The organism is Aeromonas sp. QDB39, from assembly GCF_027707585.1.
Taxonomy (GTDB): domain Bacteria; phylum Pseudomonadota; class Gammaproteobacteria; order Enterobacterales; family Aeromonadaceae; genus Aeromonas; species Aeromonas hydrophila.
The window spans coordinates 221,366-245,646 of the sequence record NZ_JAPCIV010000002.1 but is presented as its reverse complement, the minus strand read 5'-3'; the positions used below and the strand labels follow the sequence as shown (position 1 = coordinate 245,646).

At 63.4% G+C, this 24,281-nt stretch carries 18 protein-coding genes; 15 read left to right on the top strand and 3 right to left on the bottom strand.

Going from position 1 to position 24,281, the window contains the following annotated elements; all coding sequences use genetic code 11:
* Positions 1 to 96 precede the first annotated feature (96 nt).
* From PG899_RS02240 to PG899_RS02195, 10 genes are all read left to right on the top strand, one after another.
* A complete protein-coding gene (locus PG899_RS02240; protein ID WP_190284193.1) occupies positions 97 to 2,226 on the top strand; it encodes a sigma 54-interacting transcriptional regulator in 2,130 nt (709 codons plus the stop codon).
* Positions 2,227 to 2,237: 11 nt separating this feature from the next.
* Positions 2,238 to 3,095 carry a formate dehydrogenase accessory sulfurtransferase FdhD gene (fdhD, locus tag PG899_RS02235; RefSeq protein WP_190284194.1) on the top strand — a complete coding sequence of 286 codons (858 nt, stop codon included), beginning with the start codon at positions 2,238 to 2,240 and terminating at the stop codon, positions 3,093 to 3,095.
* Positions 3,096 to 3,220: 125 nt separating this feature from the next.
* Positions 3,221 to 3,823: a recombination mediator RecR gene (recR, locus tag PG899_RS02230; protein WP_010633741.1), complete on the top strand. Its 603-nt coding sequence runs from the start codon at positions 3,221 to 3,223 to the stop codon at positions 3,821 to 3,823.
* Between the two features lie 210 nt (positions 3,824 to 4,033).
* Positions 4,034 to 5,959: a molecular chaperone HtpG gene (gene htpG / locus PG899_RS02225; RefSeq protein WP_190284195.1), complete on the top strand. Its 1,926-nt coding sequence runs from the start codon at positions 4,034 to 4,036 to the stop codon at positions 5,957 to 5,959.
* Positions 5,960 to 6,213: 254 nt separating this feature from the next.
* A complete protein-coding gene (gene adk, locus PG899_RS02220) occupies positions 6,214 to 6,858 on the top strand; it encodes an adenylate kinase (RefSeq protein WP_011706319.1) in 645 nt (214 codons plus the stop codon).
* A 114-nt stretch (positions 6,859 to 6,972) separates the two neighbouring features.
* On the top strand, positions 6,973 to 7,947 hold the full coding sequence (hemH, locus tag PG899_RS02215; RefSeq protein ID WP_270696905.1) for a ferrochelatase: 975 nt from the start codon (positions 6,973 to 6,975) through the stop codon (positions 7,945 to 7,947).
* 72 nt (positions 7,948 to 8,019) lie between these two features.
* Entirely contained in the window at positions 8,020 to 8,412 is a 393-nt protein-coding gene (locus PG899_RS02210) for an MAPEG family protein (protein ID WP_190284197.1), read from the top strand.
* Positions 8,413 to 8,591: 179 nt separating this feature from the next.
* Complete coding sequence (locus PG899_RS02205) at positions 8,592 to 9,896, top strand: inosine/guanosine kinase (protein WP_042067042.1); 1,305 nt, start codon at positions 8,592 to 8,594, stop codon at positions 9,894 to 9,896.
* Positions 9,897 to 10,083: 187 nt separating this feature from the next.
* Positions 10,084 to 10,446: a DUF2750 domain-containing protein gene (locus PG899_RS02200; RefSeq protein WP_010674427.1), complete on the top strand. Its 363-nt coding sequence runs from the start codon at positions 10,084 to 10,086 to the stop codon at positions 10,444 to 10,446.
* Between the two features lie 169 nt (positions 10,447 to 10,615).
* Positions 10,616 to 11,110, top strand: a complete 495-nt coding sequence (locus PG899_RS02195; protein ID WP_017408190.1) for a hypothetical protein — start codon at positions 10,616 to 10,618, stop codon at positions 11,108 to 11,110.
* Here PG899_RS02195 and PG899_RS02190 read toward each other — a convergent pair.
* Positions 11,073 to 12,713 carry an EAL domain-containing protein gene (locus PG899_RS02190; protein ID WP_043165838.1) on the bottom strand — a complete coding sequence of 547 codons (1,641 nt, stop codon included), beginning with the start codon at positions 12,711 to 12,713 and terminating at the stop codon, positions 11,073 to 11,075. The genes PG899_RS02195 and PG899_RS02190 overlap by 38 nt on opposite strands.
* A gap of 188 nt (positions 12,714 to 12,901) precedes the next feature.
* Between PG899_RS02190 and glgC the strand changes: the two genes are divergently transcribed.
* Entirely contained in the window at positions 12,902 to 14,176 is a 1,275-nt protein-coding gene (glgC, locus tag PG899_RS02185) for a glucose-1-phosphate adenylyltransferase (protein WP_270696902.1), read from the top strand.
* Positions 14,177 to 14,253: 77 nt separating this feature from the next.
* Here glgC and PG899_RS02180 read toward each other — a convergent pair whose 3' ends face one another.
* Both PG899_RS02180 and PG899_RS02175 read right to left on the bottom strand, forming a co-directional pair.
* Positions 14,254 to 16,254 (bottom strand): hypothetical protein, encoded by a 2,001-nt coding sequence (locus tag PG899_RS02180; RefSeq protein ID WP_043165837.1) that lies wholly within the window; start codon positions 16,252 to 16,254, stop codon positions 14,254 to 14,256.
* 145 nt (positions 16,255 to 16,399) lie between these two features.
* Positions 16,400 to 16,951, bottom strand: coding sequence for a lipoprotein (locus PG899_RS02175; RefSeq protein ID WP_024944003.1), 552 nt, complete (start codon positions 16,949 to 16,951; stop codon positions 16,400 to 16,402).
* Positions 16,952 to 17,276: 325 nt separating this feature from the next.
* Between PG899_RS02175 and amoC the strand changes: the two genes are divergently transcribed.
* The 4 genes from amoC to amoF all read left to right on the top strand — a co-directional run bounded on the left by amoC (position 17,277) and on the right by amoF (position 24,268).
* Positions 17,277 to 18,470: an amonabactin biosynthesis isochorismate synthase AmoC gene (amoC, locus tag PG899_RS02170; RefSeq protein WP_270696900.1), complete on the top strand. Its 1,194-nt coding sequence runs from the start codon at positions 17,277 to 17,279 to the stop codon at positions 18,468 to 18,470.
* Between the two features lie 76 nt (positions 18,471 to 18,546).
* Positions 18,547 to 20,208 carry an amonabactin biosynthesis (2,3-dihydroxybenzoyl)adenylate synthase AmoE gene (gene amoE / locus PG899_RS02165; protein WP_190284199.1) on the top strand — a complete coding sequence of 554 codons (1,662 nt, stop codon included), beginning with the start codon at positions 18,547 to 18,549 and terminating at the stop codon, positions 20,206 to 20,208.
* Between the two features lie 23 nt (positions 20,209 to 20,231).
* The gene (amoB, locus tag PG899_RS02160; protein ID WP_190284200.1) at positions 20,232 to 21,155 is read left to right on the top strand and encodes an amonabactin biosynthesis bifunctional protein AmoB; all 924 of its coding nucleotides are present in this window, start codon (positions 20,232 to 20,234) and stop codon (positions 21,153 to 21,155) included.
* Complete coding sequence (gene amoF / locus PG899_RS02155; RefSeq protein ID WP_190284201.1) at positions 21,152 to 24,268, top strand: amonabactin biosynthesis non-ribosomal peptide synthetase AmoF; 3,117 nt, start codon at positions 21,152 to 21,154, stop codon at positions 24,266 to 24,268. Before amoB ends, amoF begins: the two co-directional genes overlap by 4 nt.
* Positions 24,269 to 24,281 lie beyond the last annotated feature (13 nt).

Here is a 24,281-nt window from a genome sequence, read left to right as displayed (position 1 = left end):
AAATCGGCTCAAACATGAAGAAATGAAATGACTGAGTCAGCCGAGAAGAATTTCCCCGCTTATTCGCACCTTCCCTAGATGTAATGCGAGGCCTGAATGCTGAATGTGAGTGCCATTCCGTTGACCGACATCTCACCCATCTGGGATGACGGCTTTCTCTCCCTCTCCAAGAACCTGCTCTCTGCCGTCACCCTGGACGACTTCATCAAGAAGCTGAACCGGATCCAGCCCTGCTTTCGCCAGGTGGATCGGGTCAACCTCATCCTCAACCTGGGTACGGGGGAGGAGGCGGTCTTCTACTACCTGGGGGAGCAGGGGCCGGCTCACCTCATTTGCCGCAAGGCCGATCTCCATTTTTCACGCGAGCAGGCCATCGTGCTGCCGGCGAGCCGCTTTCGCCACCGCTGCGAACAGCTGGCGAGCACCCCGGTCTATGACGGCTTGCACTCCTACTGCCAGCTGCCCATCACCACCGCCCGCAGCCATCTGGGCGGGGTGGAGTTCATCAGCCGCGAGGCCAATGCCTTCCCGATGGAGACCCTGGCCAAGCTGACCCAGCTGGCGGCCATCGTCGCCATTGCGCTGGAGAACGTGCTGGACAAGGAGCGCACCCTGGAGCAGGCCAACTCCCTGCGCCTTGAGCGCGACAGCTGCAAGATCCTGGTGGACGTGACCAACGCGGTGATTAAGTTAGTGCGCATCGCCGAGTTGCCCCAGAGCCTGTTCACCATCCTGCACCACCACTTTGGCATCAGCAGCCTGTGCCTGGCCGAGTACAACGCCACCTCCGACAGCTTCAAGAGTTATCTGGTCAATCAGCAGCAGCGTGAACAGCCCGGCATCATCAACCATTCGTGTTTTGAGAAGAACTGCCTGCAGGGGGCGCTCGGTCACAGCGAGCCCTTCTTCCTCTATCGCGAGCAGGGTCACGGCTGCCAGTCGAGCTGCCGCTTCACCTCCCAGATCCTGCCCCCCGACGCCGACAGCTCCTGCATCCTGCCGCTGCGCTATCGGGGCAACCTGCTGGGGGTGTTGATCCTCTCCCACCCCGAGGCGGATTTCTTCGCCGACCTCGATATCTCGCTGCTCGAACAAGTGGCGGCGCGCACGGCGATTGCCATGAACAACGTGCAGGCGCAGCAGGAGATCTCCAACACCACCGGTGCCAGGGAGAAGACGCTTCGGGTCGACGGGCCCGCGCCGCAGGGGGACTTTGCCAACATCATCTACCAGAGCGCCGTGATGGAGAAGGTGCTGGAGAAGGTGAAGCTGGTGGCCCAGAGCGACTGCACCGTGCTCATTCTGGGGGAGACCGGCACCGGCAAGGAGCTGATCGCCCAGGCCATTCACGCCCTGAGTGCCCGCCACGATCACGAGATGGTCAAGGTGAACTGCGCCGCCATCCCCACCGGCCTCATCGAGAGCGATCTGTTCGGCCACGAGAAGGGGGCCTTCACCGGGGCGCTGACCCAGCGCATCGGCCGCTTCGAGCGGGCCCACAAGGGCACCCTGTTCCTCGACGAGGTGGGGGACATGCCGCTCGATCTGCAGCCCAAACTGTTGCGGGTCTTGCAGGAGCACGAGCTGGAGCGGGTGGGCAACAGCAACCCCATCGCCATCGATGTGCGGCTGGTGGCGGCCACCAACTGCGATCTGCTCTCCATGGTCAAGAACAAGCGCTTTCGCAGCGACCTCTATTACCGCCTGAACGTCTTTCCCATCGAGCTGCCGCCCCTGCGCGAGCGGCGCGAGGATATTCCACTGCTGGTCAACTTCTTCATCAAGAAGATCGCCAAGCGGATGCGCCGCACCATCACCTCCATCCCGGCCGACGCCATGAAGATGCTGGTGTCGCTCCCCTGGTACGGCAACATCCGCGAGCTGGAGAACATCATCGAGCGGGCGGTGGTGATGACCCGCGGCCATGTGCTGAATCTCTCGCCGGACGAGTTGCTGCCCCTCAAGGGCTTTCACAAGATAGAGACCCTGGTCTATGACGAGCCGGCCCGGGAGCTGTTTCGCGAGCCGCTGCCCGCCTTGCCGCAGGGTGAAGAGGCACAGGGGGAGGATGAGCGGGTCAGCATCATCCGGGCGCTGAAGGCGTGCAACGGCATCGTTGCCGGCGAGCGGGGCGCGGCCCAGCGCCTCGGCATGAAGCGCACCACCTTGCTGTCGAAAATGAAACGGCTCGGGATCTCGACCAAAGATCCCCGCACCCTCAACTAAGGGGCCCCCAGATGTTGCTTGAACTCGACCCCGATACCCCGCAGGCGCTCAGCGCCCATCGCGAGGTGGTCCATTACCATCAGCGTGGCGTCACCACCGACAGCGCCATGCAGCTGCCTTGCGAAACCCCGGTGGCGCTGGTCTACAACGGCATCGCCCACAGCGTGATGATGTGCTCGGCCGCCGATCTGGAGGATTTTGCCATCGGCTTCTCGCTCTCCGAGGGGATCATCGACAGCCTGCTCGATATCCACGACATCGAGCAGCAGAGCGCCTGTCGCGGCATCGAGCTGCACATCACCCTGGCCAATCGCTGTGTCCATCGCCTGAAAGAGAAACGGCGCACCCTGGCCGGGCGCACCGGGTGCGGCATCTGTGGCAGCGAGAGCCTGGAACAGGTGGTGCGTGCCCAGCCAAGGCTGCCCGACAGCCAGCGCTTTGCGGTGGGCCATATCGACAAGGTGCTGAGCGCGCTGCGCCCGCTCCAGCTGCTCGGGCAGAGCACGGGGGCGACCCATGCCGCCGTGCACGTGGATGGCGAGGGCAACATCCTCGCCATTCGCGAGGACGTGGGACGCCACATCGCGCTGGACAAGCTGGTGGGGCACCTGCAGCGCAGTGGCCGGCGCGACGGCGCCATCCTGGTGACCAGCCGCGCCAGCTTCGAGATGGTGCAAAAGTGCGCCAGCGCCGGGGTGGAGATCTTGCTCGCCATCTCCGCCGCCACCGAGCTCGCGGTCGAGCGGGCCGAGCAGACCGGGCTCACTCTGGTGGGCTTTTGCCGCCCGGGGCGGGCCGAGATCTACAGCGGTCGCCAGCGCATCCTGCTGGCAAGCGCAGCGTCATACCCCGTTTCGGCAGAGGGCTGAGGGCACAAGGCCATTGGCGCTCGGGATTGGCTCGGGTATAGTCCTGCGCCAACAAGATAGGTTCGGTCGCGCTCCTTGCCCGTCAGGGCGCCGCGGCCGACACAGCGTCAAAGGATACCAAGCCCATGAAATTCAGCCCGCTGCTGGATGAGATGATGAAAGCCCTGCAGGTGCTACCGGGTGTCGGCCCCAAGTCGGCCCAGCGCATGGCATTTACCCTGCTCGAGCGTGAGCGCAGCGGCGGCCTGCGGTTGGCCCAGCTGCTCTCTCGCGCCCTGACCGAGATTGGCCACTGCAGCCACTGCCGCACCTTCACCGAGAACGAGCGCTGCGAGATCTGCGCCAATCCCAAGCGCGAAGAGAACGGCCTGCTGTGCGTGGTGGAGAGCCCGGCGGACGTGGCTGCCATCGAGCAGACCGGCCAGTTCTCCGGCCGCTACTTCGTGCTGATGGGCCACCTCTCGCCGCTGGACGGTATTGGCCCCGAGGAGCTGGGGCTGGAGATCCTGGAGCGGCGGTTGAAAGACGAGGCGATCAGCGAGCTTATTCTGGCCACCAACCCCACCATCGAAGGGGATGCCACCGCCTGGTACATCGCCGACATGGCCCGCGCCGCCGGCGTCAAGGTGAGCCGGATTGCCCACGGGGTGCCGGTGGGTGGCGAGCTGGAGCTGGTGGACGGCACTACGCTCTCCCACTCCCTGATGGGGCGCCAGCCCCTTAATTGAGTCAGCATCTGATCTTCAACAGGTCCTGCGCCACGACTCAGCAGCAATACCAGAACCCGCCTCGGCGGGTTTTTTGTTGGGCAAGAGGGTCGATTGGCGCAAAAATCGCCATTCGCACGCCTCGACGTTTTGTCCCCCTTGAAATGGCGATCGCCGGCCCCATCTTGGATCGGGAATATGTTCAACCCGAATCGCCTGAGGATAGTGTCGATGACCCAAAGCGTTCATGCCGAAACCCACGGGTTTCAGACTGAAGTCAAACAACTGCTGAGCCTGATGGCCCACAGCCTCTACTCCAACAAAGAAGTGTTCCTGCGCGAGCTTATTTCCAACGCCTCCGATGCGGCGGACAAGCTGCGTTTCAAGGCGCTTTCCGATGCCTCTTTGTTCGAAAACGACGGCCAGTTGCGCGTTCGCCTGGTGGTTGATAAAGAAAATCGGACCCTGACCATCTCCGACAACGGGATCGGTATGACCCGTGATCAGGTGATCGAGCACCTGGGCACCATCGCCAAGTCCGGCACCGCCGAGTTCTTCAAGAACCTCTCCGGTGATCAGGGCCGCGACTCCCAGCTGATCGGTCAGTTCGGGGTGGGCTTCTACTCCGCCTTCATCGTCGCCGACAAGGTGACCGTGGTATCCCGCGCCGCCGGTACTGCTGCGGAGCAGGGCGTGCAGTGGGAGTCGGAAGGGGAAGGTTCCTTCACCGTGGCTGATGTGACCAAAGCCGGTCGCGGTACCGACGTCATCCTGCACCTGCGCGCCGAAGAGGACGAGTTCCTCGACGACTGGCGTCTGCGCTCCGTGGTGAGCAAATATTCCGACCACATCAGCGTGCCGGTGGAGATGTTCAAAGAGGGCACCCCGGATAGTGTTGGAGAGGGCGAAGAAGATGGCGAGACCATCGTCGGCACCCCGGGCGAGTGGGAGCAGGTCAACCGCGCCACTGCGCTGTGGACCCGCAACCCGAAAGAGATCAAGGACGAGGAGTATCAGGAGTTCTACAAGCACGTCGCTCACGACTTCGAAGATCCGCTGTTGTGGGGTCACAACCGGGTGGAAGGGGCGCAGGAATACACCAGCCTGCTCTACGTGCCGGCCCGCGCACCGTTTGACCTCTACAACCGGGATCAGAAACACGGCCTGAAGCTCTACGTGCAGCGCGTCTTCATCATGGACGACGCCGAGCAGTTCATGCCGGCTTACCTGCGCTTCGTCAAAGGGGTGCTGGACTCCAACGATCTGCCGCTCAACGTCAGCCGTGAGATCCTGCAAGACAACAAGGTGACCGTCTCCCTGCGCAAGGCCTGCTCCAAACGCGTGCTGACCATGCTGGCCAAGCTGGCCAAGGATGATGCCGAGAAGTACGCCAAGTTCTGGAGCGAGTTCGGCAACGTGCTCAAAGAAGGCCCGGCCGAGGATTACGCCAACCGCGAAGAGATCGCCAAGCTGCTGCGCTTTGCCAGCACCGCCGGTGAGGGTGAAGCCCAGACCGTGTCGCTGGAGGATTACGTTGGCCGCATGAAGGAAGGCCAGCAGAAGATTTACTACATCACCGCCGACTCCTACGCTGCCGCCAAGAACAGCCCGCACCTCGAGATCTTCCGCAAGAAGGGCGTCGAAGTGCTGCTGATGTGGGAGCGGGTCGACGAGTGGTTGATGAGCCACCTGACCGAGTTCGACGGCAAGCAGCTGGTCTCCGTCACCCGTGGCGAGCTGGATCTCGGCGATCTGGAAGACGACGCCTCCAAACAGGCGCAGGAAGAGGCCGAGAAAGCCAACGCCGGTCTGGTGGAGCGGGTCAAGCAGAGCCTCGGCGAGGCGGTAAAAGAGGTGCGCGTCACCCACCGTCTGACCGACTCACCGTCTTGCATCGTCACCGATGCCCACGGCATGAGCACCCAGATGATCAAGCTGATGCGCGCCGCCGGTCAGCCGGTGCCGGAGCAGAAGTACATTCTGGAACTGAACCCCGACCACGCCCTGGTGAAGAAACTCGATACCATCCAGGACGAGGCGCTGTTCGGCGAGTGGGTCACCCTCTTGCACGAACAGGCCCAGCTGGCCGAGCAGGGCGGGCTCAATGATCCGGCGAGCTTCGTCTCCCGTATCAACCGTCTGTTACTCCAGGCATGATGTTTGGGCCCACTGCGTGCAGTGGGCTCTTTCTTTTCTGGCGCCTGCCCCGTCCGGGGTAGGCGCCAGTTGCGTGCAGCGCTGCTGCATTTTCACTCATTTTTCGTACACGGATCTGCGCCAATGGTCGTATTGCCATGTCGGAAAGATGGTGAAAAATAAGCCACTCACACGGGGCAAGCTTGTGAAAATGGGCGAAACCGTGTAGTTTTTTGCCTTCTCAAGAATTGAATAACCAATCAATAGGAGCGTGTATGCGCATTGTTCTGTTGGGGGCTCCGGGTGCCGGCAAGGGTACTCAGGCTCAGTTCATCATGGAAAAACACGGTATTCCGCAGATCTCCACCGGCGACATGCTGCGTGCCGCGATCAAGGCGGGCACCGAGCTGGGCCTCAAGGCCAAAGCCGTGATGGACGCAGGTCAGCTCGTCTCTGACGACATCATCATCGGCCTGGTCAAAGAGCGTATTGCCCAACCGGATTGCGCCAACGGTTTCCTGCTGGACGGTTTCCCGCGCACCATTCCCCAGGCGCAAGCCATGAAGGACGCCGGTGTTGCCGTGGACTTCGTACTGGAGTTCGACGTGCCGGACGAAGAGATCGTCAAGCGCATGAGCGGTCGTCGCGTTCACTCCGGCTCCGGCCGTACCTACCACGTGGTGTTCAACCCGCCGAAAGTGGAAGGCAAGGACGACGTGACCGGTGAAGATCTGGTGATCCGTGCCGACGACGAAGAGACCACAGTGCGCAAGCGTCTGGATGTGTACCATCAGCAGACCGCACCGCTCATCGGCTTCTACGGCAAGGAAGCGGAAGCGGGCAACACCCGTTACGTCAAGATTGATGGCACCCAGCCGGTGGATCTGGTCAGCAAACAGCTGGCGACCATCCTGGGCTAAGCCCGCCATTGCCATCGTCCCCAAGGGGCCAGCGGCAATGTGCCAGTGAGACAAGGGCCCGGCATGGGCCCTTTCTTGCATTCAGACATAACAACAGAACGACAGGAAGCATACGTGACCACGAAAACCGGGATCTTGCTGGTCAATCTGGGTACCCCAGCCGCGCCCACCACGGCCGCCGTCAAGGCGTTTCTCAGCCAGTTTCTGCACGATCAGCGGGTCGTCGACCTGCCGCGCTACCTCTGGTGTCCTCTGCTCCACTTCATCATCCTGCCGACCCGCTCCCCCAAGGTGGCCAAGCTCTATCAGCAGGTGTGGACCGAGCAGGGCTCGCCGCTGATGGTGATAAGCAAGCAGCAGCGCGCGGCGCTGGAGCAGGAGCTCAAGCGCGAAGGGGTCGAGGTGCCGGTGGAGCTGGCCATGACCTATGGCTCCCCTTCGCTGGATGAGGGCTGGCAGGCGCTCAAGGCCAAGGGAGTCAACCGGGTGATCCTGTTGCCGCTCTATCCCCAGTATTCGGTCAGCACCACCGCCTCGGTGTTCGATGGCTGGGCCAAGGCGATGAAAAAAGAGCGCAACCTGCCTGTGGTGCGGCTCATTCGTGATTACCATGCTCACCCCGAATATATCCAGGCGCTGGCCATGAGCGTGCGTCGCCACTGGGAACAGCAAGGCCAGGGCGAGCTCCTGCTGATGTCGTTCCACGGCATTCCCGAGCGCTACGAGCGGGAAGGGGATCCCTATGGTCACCAGTGCCGGCGCACCGCCGCCCTGCTGGCTGAGGCGCTCGGGCTGGAGGCCAGCCAGTGGACCGCCAGCTTCCAGTCCCGTTTTGGCAAGGAGGAGTGGCTCAAGCCCTACACCGACGTGACCATCGGCGGCCTGCCGGCAACCGGGATCAAGCGGCTTGACGTGATTTGCCCCGCCTTTGCCGCCGACTGCCTCGAAACCCTGGAGGAGATCCAGGTGCAGAACCGGGAGATCTTTATGGCCGCCGGTGGCGAGCAGTTTGAATACATTCCGGCCCTCAACAGCGATCAGGCCCACATCCGCATGATGGTGTCGCTGATCTGCCGCGAGCTGGCCTGACGGGGCATCGCCCGCACCATCCATCGGTGCGGGGCTCTGATCGTTGATTGTCCAAGGAGAAGGAGTTTCACCATGATGCATATCACCCTGATTTACGCCGGCCTCTTGGGGCTGCTGTTCCTGTTGCTCTCCTTCTGGGTGGTCAAGCGCCGGGCCCAGTTCAAGGTGATGATAGGGGAAGGGGAGGCACCCGAGATGCGCGCCGCCATCCGGGCCCACGGCAACTTTGCCGAGTACGTGCCGCTCACCCTGCTGCTGATGGCGCTGTGCGAGCTGGCGGGTGTCGGGGCATTCTGGCTCCATACCGGTGGCCTGGCGCTGCTGGTGGGACGCATCCTGCATGCCATCGGCATCCAGATCCCCAAGGCGCCCAACCTGCCGAGGCTGGTCGGCACCCTGCTGTTCTGGCTGGCGCTGGGGCTCTTCTCGGTGCTGGCGCTGGCACAGGGGCTCGCCGCCGGCTGAGTCTTGTCCGCTGCAAAAACCACCTCCTTGCGAGGTGGTTTTTTTGATGGGTTTTGGTAAACGTTTTCCTCTGCAGGCCGTGTCTATACTGACTTCATATTTTAATCAGGCGACTTTTCGGCGCGGCGGATTGTGTTAAAATCCCGCCCCTCTTTCCCCCAGAGCACAAGAACATTGCTATGAAATTTCCCGGTCAGCGCAAGTCCAAACACTACTTTCCAGTGGATCGTCGTGATCCCCTCATCTCCCAGAGCGCGGTGCTTGCGGAGCGGGGCAAGGCCTATGTGGTCGGGATTGACCAGACACTGGTCGACATCGAGGCGCACGTTGATCTGGCATTTCTCGAGCGTTACGGCCTGAGCCGCGGCCACTCCATGCTCATCTCCGATGACGTGGCCGAGCAGATCTACAACGAGCTCAAGAGCAACAACATGGTGGTGAGCGAATTTGCCGGCGGCACCATCGGCAACACCATGCACAACTACTCGGTGCTGGCGGACTCCCACTCCATCCTGCTCGGCGTCATGAGCCAGGACATCCGCATCGGCAGCTACGCCTACCGTTACCTGTGCAACACCTCGTCACGGGTCAACCTCGACTACCTGCAACCGGTAGACGGCCCGGTCGGCCGCTGCTTTACCTTCATCACCGAAGGGGGCGAGCGCAGCTTCGGCATCAACGCCGGCAAGATGGACCATCTGGATGTGGCCCACATCCCCGAGACCATCATCAAGGAGTCCTCCGCCCTGGTCATCACCGCCTACCTGGTGCGTGGTGAAGATGGCACCCCGATGAAGGACGCGGCCATGACCGCGGTGCGTTATGCCCGCGAAGCAGGCGTGCCGGTGGTGCTGACCCTGGGTACCCGCTTCGTCATCGAGTCCGACCCCCAGTGGTGGCGCGATTTCATCAGCGAGAACGTCACCGTGCTCGCCATGAACGAGGAAGAGGGCGAAGCCCTGACCGGCTTCTCCGATCCGCTGGCCGCCGCCGACAAGGCGCTGGACTGGGCCGACATGGTGCTCTGCACCGCAGGGCCGGTGGGGCTCTACATGGCTGCCTACACCGAAGAGGACTTCAAGCGCGAAACCACGCTGCCGCTGCTGCCCGGTGTCATCCCCGAGTTCAACATGTACGAGTTCAGCCGCCCCATGACCCGCAGCGGCTGCCGCGTGCCCAAGCGCATCTACTCCCACATCTCCCCCTACATGGGCGGGCCGGAGAAGATCAAAAACACCAACGGGGCAGGGGACGGGGCACTGTCCGCCGTGCTGCACGACATGGTGGCCAACGCCTATCACCGCAGCGCCGTGCCCAACTCCGCCAAGCACGTGGCCGAGTTCCTCACCTACTCCTCGCTCTCCCAGGTGTGCAAGTACGCCAACCGGGTGAGCTACGAGGTGCTGGCCCAGAGCAGCCCGCGCCTGTCGCGCGGTCTGCCGGAGAAGGAAGACAGCCTGGAAGAGGTGTACTGGGAGCGTTGATCCCGCCCCTTGCGCTGAAAACGCCTCCTTCGGGAGGCGTTTTGTCAGGTAAAACCCGGCCGCGGGCAGTTTTTTGTGTGATAAACCCCAAGATGCTTGAGTCCATGTCACTTTTGCGACACCATTTGGCCACCGCATTGCCACTCGGCACTGCCGTGGCCGCAGCACCCGATAGAGAGAGAGCCCCATGAGTAAGTTAACTGACAATCTTGACGCCAATTTCCAACTGTTCATCGAAGAAGTCCGCGAGTCGGGTCAGGTATGGGGCTTGCGTTACGGTGAAGACTGGGTCGTCTGCCGCTCTGCCGAGTTCGAAGATGCCGACGTGATGCCGCTCTGGTCTGCCGAAGGGGATGCCCGCCTGCACTGCGTGGACGAGTGGGCCGACTACGAGCCGGAAGTGATCGAGCTGGAAGAATTCCTCGACATCTGGATCAACGATCTGGACGAAGACGACGTGCTGGTCGGCCCGAACTGGAACGCCGATCTGGAAGGGCAGGAGCTCGAGCCCATCGAGCTGGCCAAGGCGCTGGTGGAACTGGACGCCTGAACCACACTGCATTGAGCCGGGCCTGGGCCCGTCTGACGAGAACCGATATCCATTACGGATGTCGGTTTTTTTATGGCCGGCTTGCAGAATACTGAATGAAAAGGCGATTTGGCTTTGCACCCGCCAGAGGGATGGTCCATCATCAACCTTTTGCCGAGCGGGAGGAGCCATGTTTGTATTCGACGTCACCGGCGTTGCAGGGGCGCGAGCCGAGATCCGGGTTCAGGCGCTGGACTGGGGGCAGAGCGGCCCCGTCACCTTCCGCTGCGATGACGATCAACTGGCGGTACTGCTGCTGACCGACTGCCGCTGCGATGCGGTGGGCTTCTTCAATCTGCTGGCGGGCTGCAAGCCGCTCTACCTGGAGCAGTGGCTCAGCTACCTGCAGGAGACCGGCCGCATCGCCAAGCAGAGCTGCCAGCTGGAGAGCCCGGCCCAGGAGGATTACCTCGCCAAGGCCGGTCTTGAACACGAAGAGCTCAATGCTCTGCTCGGGCAGGTCTATCAGGTAGCCGGTTTCAACCGGCTGCAGATCAACCGTTACCTCAAGAATCGCCACAATCCCACCACCCTGGCGACCCGCTACGATCAGAAGGAGCTGGAGCGTTATCGCCAGCTCAACGACATCATTCTGACTCTGTTGAAGTTGAAGCATCCTCAGTAAACAGCCCGAGCTGGCTGATATCCGGCCGCAACTGCTGGGGCTTGGCGATGAGATAGCCCTGCAGCCCGTCCACATACATGCCCTGCAGCAGCTGCTTCTGACCCAGCTGCTCCACCCCTTCCGCAATCACCTGACAACCCATCCGGTGTGACACGTCGACGATCATCCGCACGAACTGCTGGTTGGTCAGATCCTGCTCCAGCCCGGTGATGAGGGCTGGATCCAGCTTGATGTAGTCGGGCTTGAGCTCGCGAAACAGGTTGAATGACCCTATCCCCTTGCCGAAGTTGCAGATGGCGGAGCGGCTGCCGTTGCGTCTGAGCAGCTCGAATACCCGCTTGGCCCCGGTCAGGTTGCGTTCCAGATGTTCTTCATCCAGTTCGAACACCAGGTTGGCGCTGGTGTTGGGGTCGTTGAGCAACTGTCGGTCAAGCCAGATCAGAAAGGCGCTGTTTTGCAGCAGGTTGCTGGAGAGGTTGATGCCCCAGCGGCTCTGATTCGAGCCAAAGGCCCGGTACTGGCGCATGACGTGGGTTACCAGCATCTGTTCCAGCCGCATCACCATGTCCAGCCGCTGGGCCATGGCGAACAGGGTGTCGGTGGGCAGCACAGTGCCGTCGGCACTGCTGAAGCGGGTGTAGATCTCGTTGTAGGCCAGCATGCTGCGGTGCATGGGCTGGATCGGCTGGTAGGTGAAGCTGATCCGCTCCTGCTCCAGCAGCTCGGTCAGTACCAGCTTCCAGTGATGCTGCCCCTGCAGCTCCACCACGCTGTCATCCTGCTGGATGGCCCAGCCGTTGACCGTCTCGGTCTGGGCGCGTGCCAGCGCCAGATCCGCCCTGGCCAGAATGGCCTCTATCTTCTGGCCGCTGCTGAGCCGGGTCAGCCCGGAGTAGGCGGCGCTCTCCAGTTCATGCTGCTGCTGATAGTGATCGAAGGCGATCTTCAGATCCCGCCCGAGCAGGGGGGGCGGGATATTGGCGACCGGCTGCACCAGCACCGCGAAGTCGGCCCCCGAGATGCGGTAGACCTGATGGCCGGGGAAGCGGCTCACCACCCTGGTGATGATATTGGCGATATCCTTGATGTAGGCATCCCCTGACTGAAAACCGCGCTGGGCGTTGAGCTTGCCAAGCTCGGTGGCGCGGATCAGCACCAGGGTGGCGGTCTGGGTGTCCTGATCCCGCTGCAGCAGCTCGGTCATGTCGCGGCGAAAGGCATGGCGGTTTTGCAGCTGGGTCAGTTCGTCCTGGGTTGCCTGATTGTGCAGCTCGCTGATCTGGCGGTGGGCGTCGCGCTCGGCCTCGTTGAAGTGGGCGAGCAGCTGCTGCAGGGCGGCCTGGGCCTCGGGGGTGGTCAGACAGGTGGGGTCACGCAGTTGCAGTGCCCGGCACCACACCTGCTCCTGGTGACTGCGCTCCACCTGCTGGAGGCGCAGGGTCAGCATGCTCAGCAAGCCAAAGCCGAGCAGGCTGGTGGCGAGGATGATAAGCAGGGTCAGCAGCGTGCTGGTGAAGGCGAGCCAGAGCCCCTGCAACAGCAGCAGGGGAGCACAGAGGAGAGCGATCACCAGCAGCTGGTTGCTCCCGAGCTTGTTCAACATGGTGTCATCCTTGATGATGTCGTTGATGTTGAAATTCTAACCAAGCTCGCGCCGCAAAGCATGAGATCCCGCTCAACTCCTGGAAAAGGGCCAATTGAAATCAGTTAAATGTGAGTGAAACCACTTTCATGGCGCCGGAAACAGGCGAAGATGAATCGAAAATGGACCAAAACAAGGCAGAGGTAATTATGTTGTTAGAACCCGTAAATACTGCCAAAGCACGGCAACTATTGAACCAGAGTATGGCCTTGGTGCTCGCGGGGGGACGGGGCAGTCGCCTGAAGCAGTTGACCGACAACCGCGCCAAGCCTGCCGTCCATTTTGGCGGCAAGTTCCGCATCATCGACTTCGTGCTCTCCAACTGCATCAACTCGGGCATTCGCCGGGTGGGGGTGGTGACCCAGTACAAGTCCCACAGTCTGTTGCGCCACCTGCAATCGGGCTGGTCCTTCCTGCGCTACCAGATGAACGAGTTCATCGACTTGTTGCCCGCCCAGCAACGAGTGGACGAGGTGCACTGGTATCGCGGCACCGCCGACGCCATCTATCAGAACGTCGACATCATTCGCGACTACGGCCCCAAATACATAGTGGTGCTGGCGGGGGATCACATCTACAAGATGGACTATGCCGCCATGCTGCTCGATCACGTGCGCCTCGGCGCCAAGGTGACGGTGGCCTGCATCGAGGTGCCACGTGCGGAGGCCTCCGCCTTCGGGGTGATGGACATCGACGAGCAGCGCAAGATCCGCGCCTTCGTGGAGAAGCCGGCCAACCCGCCCGCCATGCCGGGCAACGAGAATGTCTCCCTGGCCTCCATGGGCATCTACATCTTCGAGGCGGAGTACCTCTATCAGCTGCTGGAAGAGGACATTCACAACCAGGAGTCCAAACACGATTTCGGCATGGACGTGATCCCGCGCATCGTGGGGGAGGGCAAGGCGTTTGCCCACCCGTTCACCATGTCCTGCGTGGGGGCCAAGGAGGGGCAGAAACCCTACTGGCGTGACGTGGGTACCCTGGATTCGTTCTGGGAGGCCAACATGGATCTCGCCTCCGTGGTGCCCGAACTCGACATCTATGACGAGAACTGGCCCATCTGGACCAGCCAGACCATGACGCCGCCGGCCAAGTTCGTACAGGACAGAAACGGCCAGCACGGCATGACCATCAACTCCATGTTCGCGGGGGGCTCGATCGTCAGCGGCTCCTTCGTGCTCAACTCCGTGCTGTTCACCCATGTGCGGGTGCACTCCTTCTGCACCTTGGATCAGGCCATCATTTTCCCCGGCGTCGAGATTGGCTCGGGTTGCCGGTTGCGGCGGGTGGTGGTGGACAAGGGCTGCAAGCTGCACGACGGGCTGGTGGTGGGGGAGAACGCGGACGAGGACAGCCGCCGCTTCTATCGCTCCGAGCAGGGCATCGTGCTGGTGACCAAGGAGATGCTGGCCAAGCTGGGGTGAGGTCATGCCCAACGCCAGACGCCACAACTAAAAAGGGAGCCGATATGGCTCCCTTTTTCTATTCAGCGAGTGGCTGATTATTTTTCGGTGATCAGCGCCTTGGCGGCCATCACCATGGCGGTGCCGTGCTTGCCACCGGCGGCGGTCACTTGCGGGACGCCATCTTCGTCGGTGTCACCACCGGCCCCTTCGATGACGTTCTCGCCGGAGTCGCCGATCCACTCGGCCATCTGCATGCCGCCGTTGACGGTGCCACGGAACCAGCTCACATAGCGCTGGGTCAGCTGGGCCAGCTCCAGCGCCGGGGCTTTCTCGCCGCCTTCGTTGCGCAGGTTCAGCATGGCGGAGCGCAGGGCGCCGGAGATGGCGGCCTGGGTCCAGGGGGTGTATTCGCCCTGCTTGCCGGCGAGCCAGGTACCGGCCTTCTGGTTGAAGTAGGCCTTGTCGGCGGCGATGAACAGCTCGCGCGCCGCCGTGCGGTACTTGGCATCCGAGGTCGCCAGGAAGGCGGCGGTCAGGCCGCGGATGGCGGCAAACTGCGCGTCGATGGACTGGCCGGCATCGAGCTTGCCACCCAGGGTGACCCCATCGTGCACCAGCCCATTTTTGCCCTTGAGATTGGCGAGGATGAAGTCGGCCTGCTGGCGAATAAGCACCAGCGCCTGCTGGCCCTGAGCGGTTTTCAGGTTCAGTTCGCCATTGTCACCGGCGGCGTAGCCGACCGGCAGCGCATCCTGGGCGCGCTGGAAGATCTGCAGGGCGACCAGGCTGTAGGCGGCGTCAAAGGTGGTGACGTGCTTGCCCTGTTTGCCGGCCTGCCAGCTGTCGACCAGGGTGCCGGCCTTGGGTTCGAAGTGCAGGGCATTGAGGTTCTTGAACACCATGCCGGAGAGGTTCAGCGCCAGGGAGAAGGCATCGTCACCCGCTACCAGCTTGGCGGCATCGCTGCCCTTGTTGGCAGCCGGTGTGGCGGCGAACGGGGCACCGTCGAACACGGCGTGGAAGGCCGGGTTCTGGTTGGTGTTGGCGCTGCGCTGATCGGTGAAGGCGTAGAACTCGGAGAGCGGCCACAGCATCATCCAGGCGTCGCGCAGTTGGGCTGAGCCGTCCACCACCTCGAGCTTGCCGATGGCGCCGACGTCGTTCTTGCCGGTCTCGGTCACTTTCACCTGATGGGGGAAGTAGACGATACCCTTGGCCGGATCGTACTGCGGGGTGATCTTGGCACCCAGCTGCTTGCCGTCAAAGCCGAGCTGACCCTGCAGGATGGCCAGCTTGTCGATGGACTGCTCGGTCAGCATCATGCCGTTGAAACCGTCGGCGGCAGAGACCCCCAGCTTGTGCTTGCCGTCCTGATCCATGGTGGCGGACGCGGCTTCCACCTCCTCATCGGTCTCGGCCACGTGCATGCCGCCGAGGAAGTCCTGGGACCACATCACCTCTTTGAGCAGGATGCCGCCCACGGCCGCCGGCACCAGCAGGTTGTCACTGCCGCTCCAGCGCAGGGTAGCGTAGTCGCGGAAGTAGGCCGGCACCTGGGTCTTGACACTCTTTTCGTTGCCCTTGGCGGTCTTGATGGTGATCTGGTCGCCGTTGACCGGGGTGGCGTTGACGGCTTGCGCGAACTCCGGATTGGCGGAGGAGTAGGGCAGGGAGAGGGGATACATGCCCTGCGGCACTTCATCGGCCGGGAAGCCGACCGCATCGGCCATGGCCAGCACCCGCTGGCCGAGGGAGGCCATGGTGCCGCCGCGAGCCTGGTTTTGCGGACCGTTAACCAGATGGGGGCCCATGCCGGATTGATAGTTGAGGGCGTACATCGCCTCTTCGGAGTATTCGTAGGATTCGATGCCGGCGGCGAAGTCGAACGGGGTCGGCTCATCGGCGCGGTTGGCGTCCAGCACATCCAGATCCAGACCGAGGGCCTCGGCCAGCGGCTCGCCGGAGAGTTCGAACTCGGTGTAGGCCAGCATGTTGGCGGCGGTGTTGAATGTCTTGTCTTCTACCTTGACAGCGGCGTGTGCGGCGCCGCTCAGGATCGCGCAGGCGATCGCCTGGACCAGTACGGTTTTTCTCATGTCCCTTCTCACCATATGTTTGATTTTATTATGACGCTTCTCATGAATCTAAATGAGAATGGTGTGCATTATGAGGCAAAGGGGGGAGCTTGAGAAGAAAAAACCGCGCCCCTGGAGTTGAAGAGAAGAGGGGCGCGGTTGGGGATCAGAGCAGCTTGAAGGGGATGACCAGTCGGCCGGGCTCCACCTTGAGGGCTTCGACTTTATCCTTGATCCTGGCTTCGTTCTTGCGACTGCCGTCAAGCCGGTAGACGGGGGTCTGGGAGAGGAACAGCGAGAGCGACTGGTTGAAGGTGGGCAGCAGCGGGGTGAGGGCGGTGCCCACGTCGGCCGGCTCGGTCTTGACCGAGATGAGCTCGAGATCGCGCAGGTAGATGGCGCCCTGCTCGGCCACGTAGTCGGGGCGGGCGCTCAGGGAGAGGCGGATCTTCATCTGCTGGCTGCCAAGGGGGCTCGCCACCTGCAGATCGCCGGCGGCATCCAGTTCGACCCGGTCGGCCTGGCGGCGACCGATGCGGCTTTGCATCTCATCGAGGCGGATCTTGCTCGACATGATGCCGGGGATCCCCAGCTGCTTTTCGAAGGCGACCCTCTCTTTGAGGTATTGGTTGATCTCCCCTTCGCTGACGTTGTACTGGGTGAGTGAACAGGCGGCCAGCAGCAGGCTGAGGGGGAGCAGAAGCAGGTGCTTTAACATCGAGGATCCTGTGGGTTGAGGCAATGGTCATAAAGATGGCGCCATCTTAGGGGGAAATGGCGTTCGCTGCCAGCGCGGGCGGCGAGCCCGCGGTTTTTGTCGCAGCCTCATATGGGGGGTTGGCTGCGGTGCTCATACGGACAAGGCTGGCCGGACCTGCACGGTGGGCCGCAGCAGCCGTGGCACCCGCCATATCCACAGATAAGTTCCAGTTTTATCGGCATAAAAATCCCATTGACCGGGGGATTTCAAAGCGAGTATTTTACCGCCGCACAAATACAAACTGATAATCATTATCATTTTGAATCATATTTGAGGGTGTAACGTGGATACTCTTGTGATGGAAAATAGCGCGCCTGCCCAGGCTGCGTCTTCGCCCGAATTCTTGTTTACCTCGGGTCAGGGTACGCTCAGTGCCACTGATCTGGGCCTGCCTATCACCACCCCCGCCTGTGAATGGCCTTTGCTAGAACAACAGATCGCCGACGCGCTGGCAGCCGCCAGTGCCGCCGGCCAGGCCAACCCCCTGCTTATCGGTGCCTTCGCGTTCGACCCGGCGGAGGCCTCCTGCCTCTATGTGCCCGGTCACTATGAGCGGGGCGATCGCCCTGTCCCGCTGGCACAGGCGCCGGCGACAGCAGCGATGACAGAGCAGGCTGTCGAGGCCAACCGGGTCATCTCGGTGCAGAGCACCCCGCCGGCCAGCGAATTCCAGGCCTCGGTCAGCGCGGCGCTGGATGCGTTTGCCCAAGGCAAGCTCGCCAAGGTGGTGTTGTCGCGCAAACTCACTCTTACCCTGCACCAGCCCGCCGACCCTAAGCAGGTGATGGCCCGTTTGATGGCCCAGAATCCCCACGCCTTCCACTTCTCCCTGCCGCTCGGCCAGGACCGTCGCCTGCTTGGCTCCAGCCCCGAGCTGCTGCTGCGAGTCAGCGGGGGAGAGGTGTTCACCCACCCGCTGGCGGGCTCCGCCCGTCGGGCGAGCGAGCCAGCGCAGGACGAAATGGTGGCCCGGGATCTGCTGGCTTCTCGCAAGGATCAGCATGAGCACCGCCTGGTGATCGACGAGATCCGCCGGGTGCTGACGCCCCACTGCCGCGAGCTGGCGATCCCCTCTCATCCTTCCCTGATGAGCACGGATACCCTCTGGCATCTGGGCACCCCCATCGCCGGGCGGCTCAATGGTGGCGAGGCGTCGGTATTGTCACTTGCCTGCCAGCTTCATCCCACCCCGGCCCTGTGCGGCTATCCCACCGATCTGGCGCGCCAGTTCATCCGCGAGCAGGAGCCCTTCCGGCGCGCCCTGTTCAGCGGCATCGTCGGCTGGTGCGACAGCCAGGGCAACGGCGAGTGGGCCGTGGTGATCCGCTGCGGCGTGCTCGACGGCCATCAGGTCGAGCTGTTCGCCGGCGCCGGCATCGTCGCGGACTCGGACCCAGCCATGGAGTGGGCCGAGACCGGCACCAAGCTGGGCACCATGCTCAAGGCCCTGGGCCTGGATTTGGAGGTAGCGCAATGACCCAGCGTCAATATCTGGGCTGGCCGAGCGGGCTGCCGAATCTGAAAGCCCTGGGCCTGAGTCCGGAGGTGGCGCAATGACCCAGTCCAACCGCTTCCTGCCCTATACCCGCTGGCCTGACGCGTTGTCGGAGCGCTACCGCGCCAAGGGCTATTGGCGCGGCGAGCCGCTGACTGCCATGCTGGCGCGCCAGTGCGAGCTGGCCCCCGACGCCGAGGCCATTCTCTGCGGCGAGCGCCGCTTCAGCTATGGCGAGCTGGACGCCGCCTCGAGCCGGCTGGCCGCGAATCTGGCTCACCACGGCCTGGGGGCGGGGGATACAGCACTGGTGCAGCTCCCCAACGTGGCTGAGTTCTATCTGGTGTTCTTCGCCCTGCTCAAGGCCGGCATAGCGCCGGTCAACGCGCTCTTTAGCCACAACCGGTTGGAGCTCCTCTCTTATGCCGAGCAGATCACACCGCGCCTCTTTATCGGCTCGCTGACCCATCCGCTGTTTGCGAGCAAGGGGCGCGAGAGCGAGCTGCTGACAACCATAGGCGCCGAGCTGGTGCTGCTGGATGGTGATGGTGGGGCGCTGGGGTTGACTCACTGGTTGACGAAGGGGGCTGAGAGTGAGCCGGTGAAATCTGGCCCGACCCCGGCGGACGAGGTGGCCTTCTTCCAGCTCTCCGGCGGCAGCACCGGCACTCCCAAGCTTATTCCCCGCACCCATGACGATTACCTGTACAGCGTGCGCCGCAGCAATGAAATCTGTGAATTGGGGCCCCACACCCGCTATCTGTGTGCCTTGCCGGCGCCCCACAACTTCCCCCTGAGCTCCCCGGGCGCCCTGGGGGTGTTCGAGGCGGGCGGCACCGTGGTGCTCGCACCCGATCCCAGCCCCATCAGCTGTTTTCCGCTGATCGCCCGCCACCGGGTCAATCTCACCTCGCTGGTGCCGCCGGCGGTCTCGCTCTGGCTGCAGGCCGCGGAAGCGGATCCCACCGCGCGCACTCAGCTCGAGAGCCTCGACTTGCTGCAAGTGGGCGGCGCCAAGCTGGGGGAGGCGGTGGCCAGCAAGATAGGGCCGCTGCTCGGCTGCCGGCTGCAGCAGGTGTTCGGCATGGCGGAAGGGCTGGTCAACTACACCCGGCTGGACGACCCCGACGAGAAGGTGATCCACACCCAGGGCCGCCCCATGAGCCCGGACGACGAGGTGCGCATCCTCGATGAAGCGGGTAATCCGGTCGCCCCCGGCGAGCCTGGCGCCCTGCACACCCGCGGCCCCTATACCTTCCGCGGTTACTACCAGAGCCCGGCCCACAACGCCCGGGTGTTCGATGCCGAGGGTTTCTACTGCTCCGGCGATCTGGTGGTACAGGATGCCGATGGTTACCTCACCGTGGTCGGGCGGCAGAAGGATCAGATCAACCGAGGCGGCGAGAAGATCGCGGCGGAAGAGGTGGAAAACCAGCTGCTGCACCACCCGGCCATCACCCATGCGGCCCTGGTCTCCATGCCCGACAGCGCCATGGGGGAAAAGAGCTGCGCCTTCATCGTCAGCACGGATCCCGCCTTGAAGCCGCTGGCCTTGCGCAAGTTTCTGCGTGAGCGCGGGGTGGCGGACTTCAAGCTGCCCGACCGTTTCGAAACCCTGGACGCCCTGCCCATGACGGCGGTGGGCAAGATTGACAAGCAGGGGCTGCGGGCGCGCATTGCGCACGCCATCGCCGCCAACCAGTCCCTGACAACAGCATAAAACTAAAAAGGAATCATGACGTTATGGCTATCCCAACCCTGAACAATTACGCCATGCCCAGCCAGTGGAAGGCCAACAAGGTCGACTGGTCTCTGGAACCCAAACGCGCCGCACTGCTGATCCACGACATGCAGGAATACTTCACCGCCTTCTATGGCGAAAACAGCCCGTTGATTGCGGCCCTGACCGAGCGCCTGGCCGCCGTGCGCAAGCAGTGCAAGGCCCTCGGCATCCCGGTCTTCTACACCGCCCAGCCCAAGGATCAATCCCCTGAAGATCGCGCCCTGCTCAACGACATGTGGGGCCCGGGTCTCAACAAGCGGCCCGAGCAGCAGCAGGTGGTGGCAGCACTGCGCCCAGAGCGGGACGACACAGTGCTGGTCAAGTGGCGCTACAGCGCCTTCCAGCGCTCCGAGCTGGAGCAGATGCTCAAAGCGCTGGGGCGGGATCAGCTGATCATCGGCGGCATCTACGGCCATATCGGCTGCATGATGACCGCCTGCGACGCCTTCATGCGCGACATCCAGCCCTTCTTTCTGGCAGACGGGGTGGCGGACTTCTCCCTGGCCGATCACCAGATGGCGCTGGACTACGTGGCGACCCGCTGCGGCAAGGTGATCCGCTGCGAGGAGGTGCTGGCCCTTGCCCCGGCTTCCGCTTCTGCCACCCAGAGCAATTCGTTGCCCACTAATCCGTTGCTGACCTACGAGGGGCTCAAGGCGCGGCTGCTGAGTCATATCGACGAGGATGAAGGGGAGTTTGACCCCGACGAGAACCTCATCGACTACGGTCTGGATTCGGTGCGGATCATGGCCCTGCTCACCGAGTGGCGCGCCGCCGGGGTGGAGCTCGGCTTCGTGGATCTCGCCAAGCTGCCGACCCTCAACGGTTGGTGGTGCCTCATCGAGGCCAAGTTGGCAGCCCAGGCGCTGGAGGTGACCCCATGAACCGCTTCCCCTTGACGATCCCCCAGCAGGGGCTCTGGTCCGGACATCTGCTCAACGACGACAAGGCGATGTTCAACACCGCCGAGTGCATCGCCTTCGATGGCAAGGTCGAGGCGGCCGTGCTGGTCGCAGCCCTTGCCAAGGCGGTGGGGGAGTGCGAGGCACTCAAAGGCCACTTCGAAGACGATCAGGAGGCGGTCTGCTTCGTCTCGCATGAGCTGCCCCTGGCCTATGAAGAGGTCTCCCTCGAGCGCGATGACGAGACGCTGGCCCGCGCCTGGGCCTGGGCCGATCTGCGCCGCCCGTTCGAGCTGACCCAAGAGGCGCCCTGCCGCTTCGCCCTGCTGCGCGGCCCCGGCCGCGATTATCTCTACAGCTGCGTGCACCACATCGCCCTCGACGGCTTTGGCACCACCTTGCTGTTCCAGCGCATCGCCGAGCTGTATGCAGAGGGGCTGGCCGGTGAGATGAACTCCCCATCGCCCTTCGGCTCGTTGGCTGAGGTGCTGGCGGAAGAGGCGAGCCGCGAGCAGAGCGGCAAGAACGCCGCCGCTCGCGCCTTCTGGCAGGAGCAACTACAAGGCTGGCCCGAGGTGAAATCTTTCAGCGAAGCCCGCGCCCCCATCGCTGCCGAGTTTATCCGCGAGAGCCGCCCGCTGCCGGCGGTGCTGTGGCAATCCCTGACCGGCTTTGCCGACGAGCACAAGCTGGGCTGGCCCGATCTGCTGCTGGCCGGCCTGTCTGCCCAGCTGTCGCTGTCGAGCGGTCAGGAGAAGACCCTGTTTGGCCTGATGATGATGAACCGCATCGGCTCGGCCTCCCTGACCGTGCCCTGCATGCAGATGAACATCACTCCGCTGGCACTGGCGCTCGATGAGGGGCTGAGTCTGGTGGTTGCCGCCGACGCCGTGGCCAAGGCCAAGCGCGGGGTGCGCAAGCATCAGCACTACCGCTACGAGCTGCTGCGCCGCGACCTCGGTCTGGTGGGTGGCGACAAGCGCCTGTTCGGCCCGCTGGTCAACATCATGCCGTTTGATCACGCTCGCCGCTTCGGGCCGCTATCTGCCCATATTCTCAACATCAGCGCCGGCCCGGTGGAAGATCTCACCATCGAGGTGCAGGTTGGCGTCGATGGCCAGCCCAGACTGGATCTGGACGCCAACCCGGGTTGCTACCAGCAGGCCGATCTGGCGGCCATCGCCGATACCCTGTTCGCCTTGCTGGGTCGCTGGCTGGCCGAGCCTACCCAGACCCTAGGGGCGCTCAAGGCCGACTGGCTGGCCGAGCAGCGGGCCAGCGCCCTGATCGCCGGCCCCGCTCATGAAGTGATCAAGACACGGCCGGTGCTGGAGGCGCTCTGCCACTTCGCCGCCCAGACCCCGGACAAGATCGCCTTGATTCAGAGTACGGAGCAGGGAGAGGCCCGCTTCAGCTACGAGGCGCTGCTGGCCAGATCTGAACAGATGGCAGCCGCCCTGCAGGCCGCCGGTGTTCAGCCGGGAGACAGGGTCGGTGTCATGCTGGCGCGCAGCCCCCAGGCCATCTTCGCCCAGCTGGCGGTGCTGCTGGCGGGCGCAGTCTACGTGCCGCTCGATCCCGAGCAGCCGCTGGAGCGCCAGGGCCATATTCTGCGGCTGGGGGAGGTCAAGACCCTGATCACCCAGGCCGAGTACCGCCACAAGCTGGCCAGCCTGTTTGAGGGGCGTACTCTCTTGGTTGGGGATCTGCTGGCGGGGGATCTGGTGAGCGATAACCGCTTGAACCAGCCGGCCGCCGGCCGCGCCGTCGCCTACCTGATGTTCACCTCGGGCTCCACCGGTCTGCCCAAGGGGGTGGCGGTCAGCCACGGCGCGCTGGATCACTTCGCCGCCGCCGCCCGCTGCCGTTATCACCTGGATGAAGACGCGCGGATGTTGCAATTCGCCCCCTTCAACTTCGACGCCAGCATCGAGGAGGTGTTCGCCACCTTGAGCGCCGGCGCGACTCTGGTGCTGCGCACCGACGCCCTGCTCGAATCCATGCCCGCCTTTGCGGCCGGGGTGGAGCAGATGGGGATCACCCACCTCGACCTGCCCACCGCGTTCTGGAACGAGTGGGTAGTGGCGCTGACGGCGGGTCAGGCCCACATTCCTGCCGGGCTTACCACCGTCATCATCGGCGGCGAGGCGGTCTACCCCGAGCAGCTGGCCCAGTGGCAGCGTCAGGGCCGCTCCGATGTGCGCCTCTTCAACACCTACGGCCCCACCGAAACCACAGTGGTGGTGACCACCCAGGAGCTGCAGCAAGAAGACCCGAGCCAGGCCCAGTTGCCCATCGGCCTGCCGCTGCCCGGCATGCAGGCGCTTATCCTGGGGGCGGGGGAGCAACCTGCCAGCGAGGGAGAGCTGGTGCTGCTCGGCCCGCAGCTGGCCAACGGCTACGTGGGGGGCGTGCAAGGGAGCTTTGGCTCCCTGCGGATCGGCGAGGAGGAGCTGCCCGTCTATCGCACCGGCGATCGGGTGCGCTTGGTGGCCGGCCGGCTGGTCTACCTCGGCCGGCGCGACAACGAATTCAAGATAAGCGGCTATCGCATTCAGCCCGGCGAGGTGGAGGCCCAGCTGCTGGCCCTGCCGGGGGTGGACGAGGCCTGCGTGCAGGGGGTGAGCATCGGCAGCGTGCGCCGGCTGGTGGCCTTCGTGGCGGGGCCGGAGCGCGACAGCCGGGTCATCAAGGCGCAGCTGGCCAAGGTGCTGCCTGCCGCCATGATCCCCACCGACTATCGCTACTATGACCAGCTGCCCCGCACCGGCTCCAACAAGCTGGATCGCAAGGCCCTGCTGGCCGCCTACCAGGCGGGCGGCGAAGCCCTGACCCTGGGCAGCGAGACCGAGAATCGGGTCGGCGCCATCTGGCAGCAGATCCTGGGGCTGGCCACCATGGCGCCCGCCGACAACTTCTTCGAACTGGGGGGCCAGTCCCTGCAGACCATCCAGATAGTCAACCGGCTCGGCGCCGAGTTCGGGGTGCAGGTCAAGGTTTCCGACGTGTTCGATCACCCTCGGCTGGATGACTTCTGCCGTTTCCTCGACGGCCTGCTTGCCGAGGACGAAGAGAGCGTGGAGATGGTGTGGTGATGAGCAAGGAGCA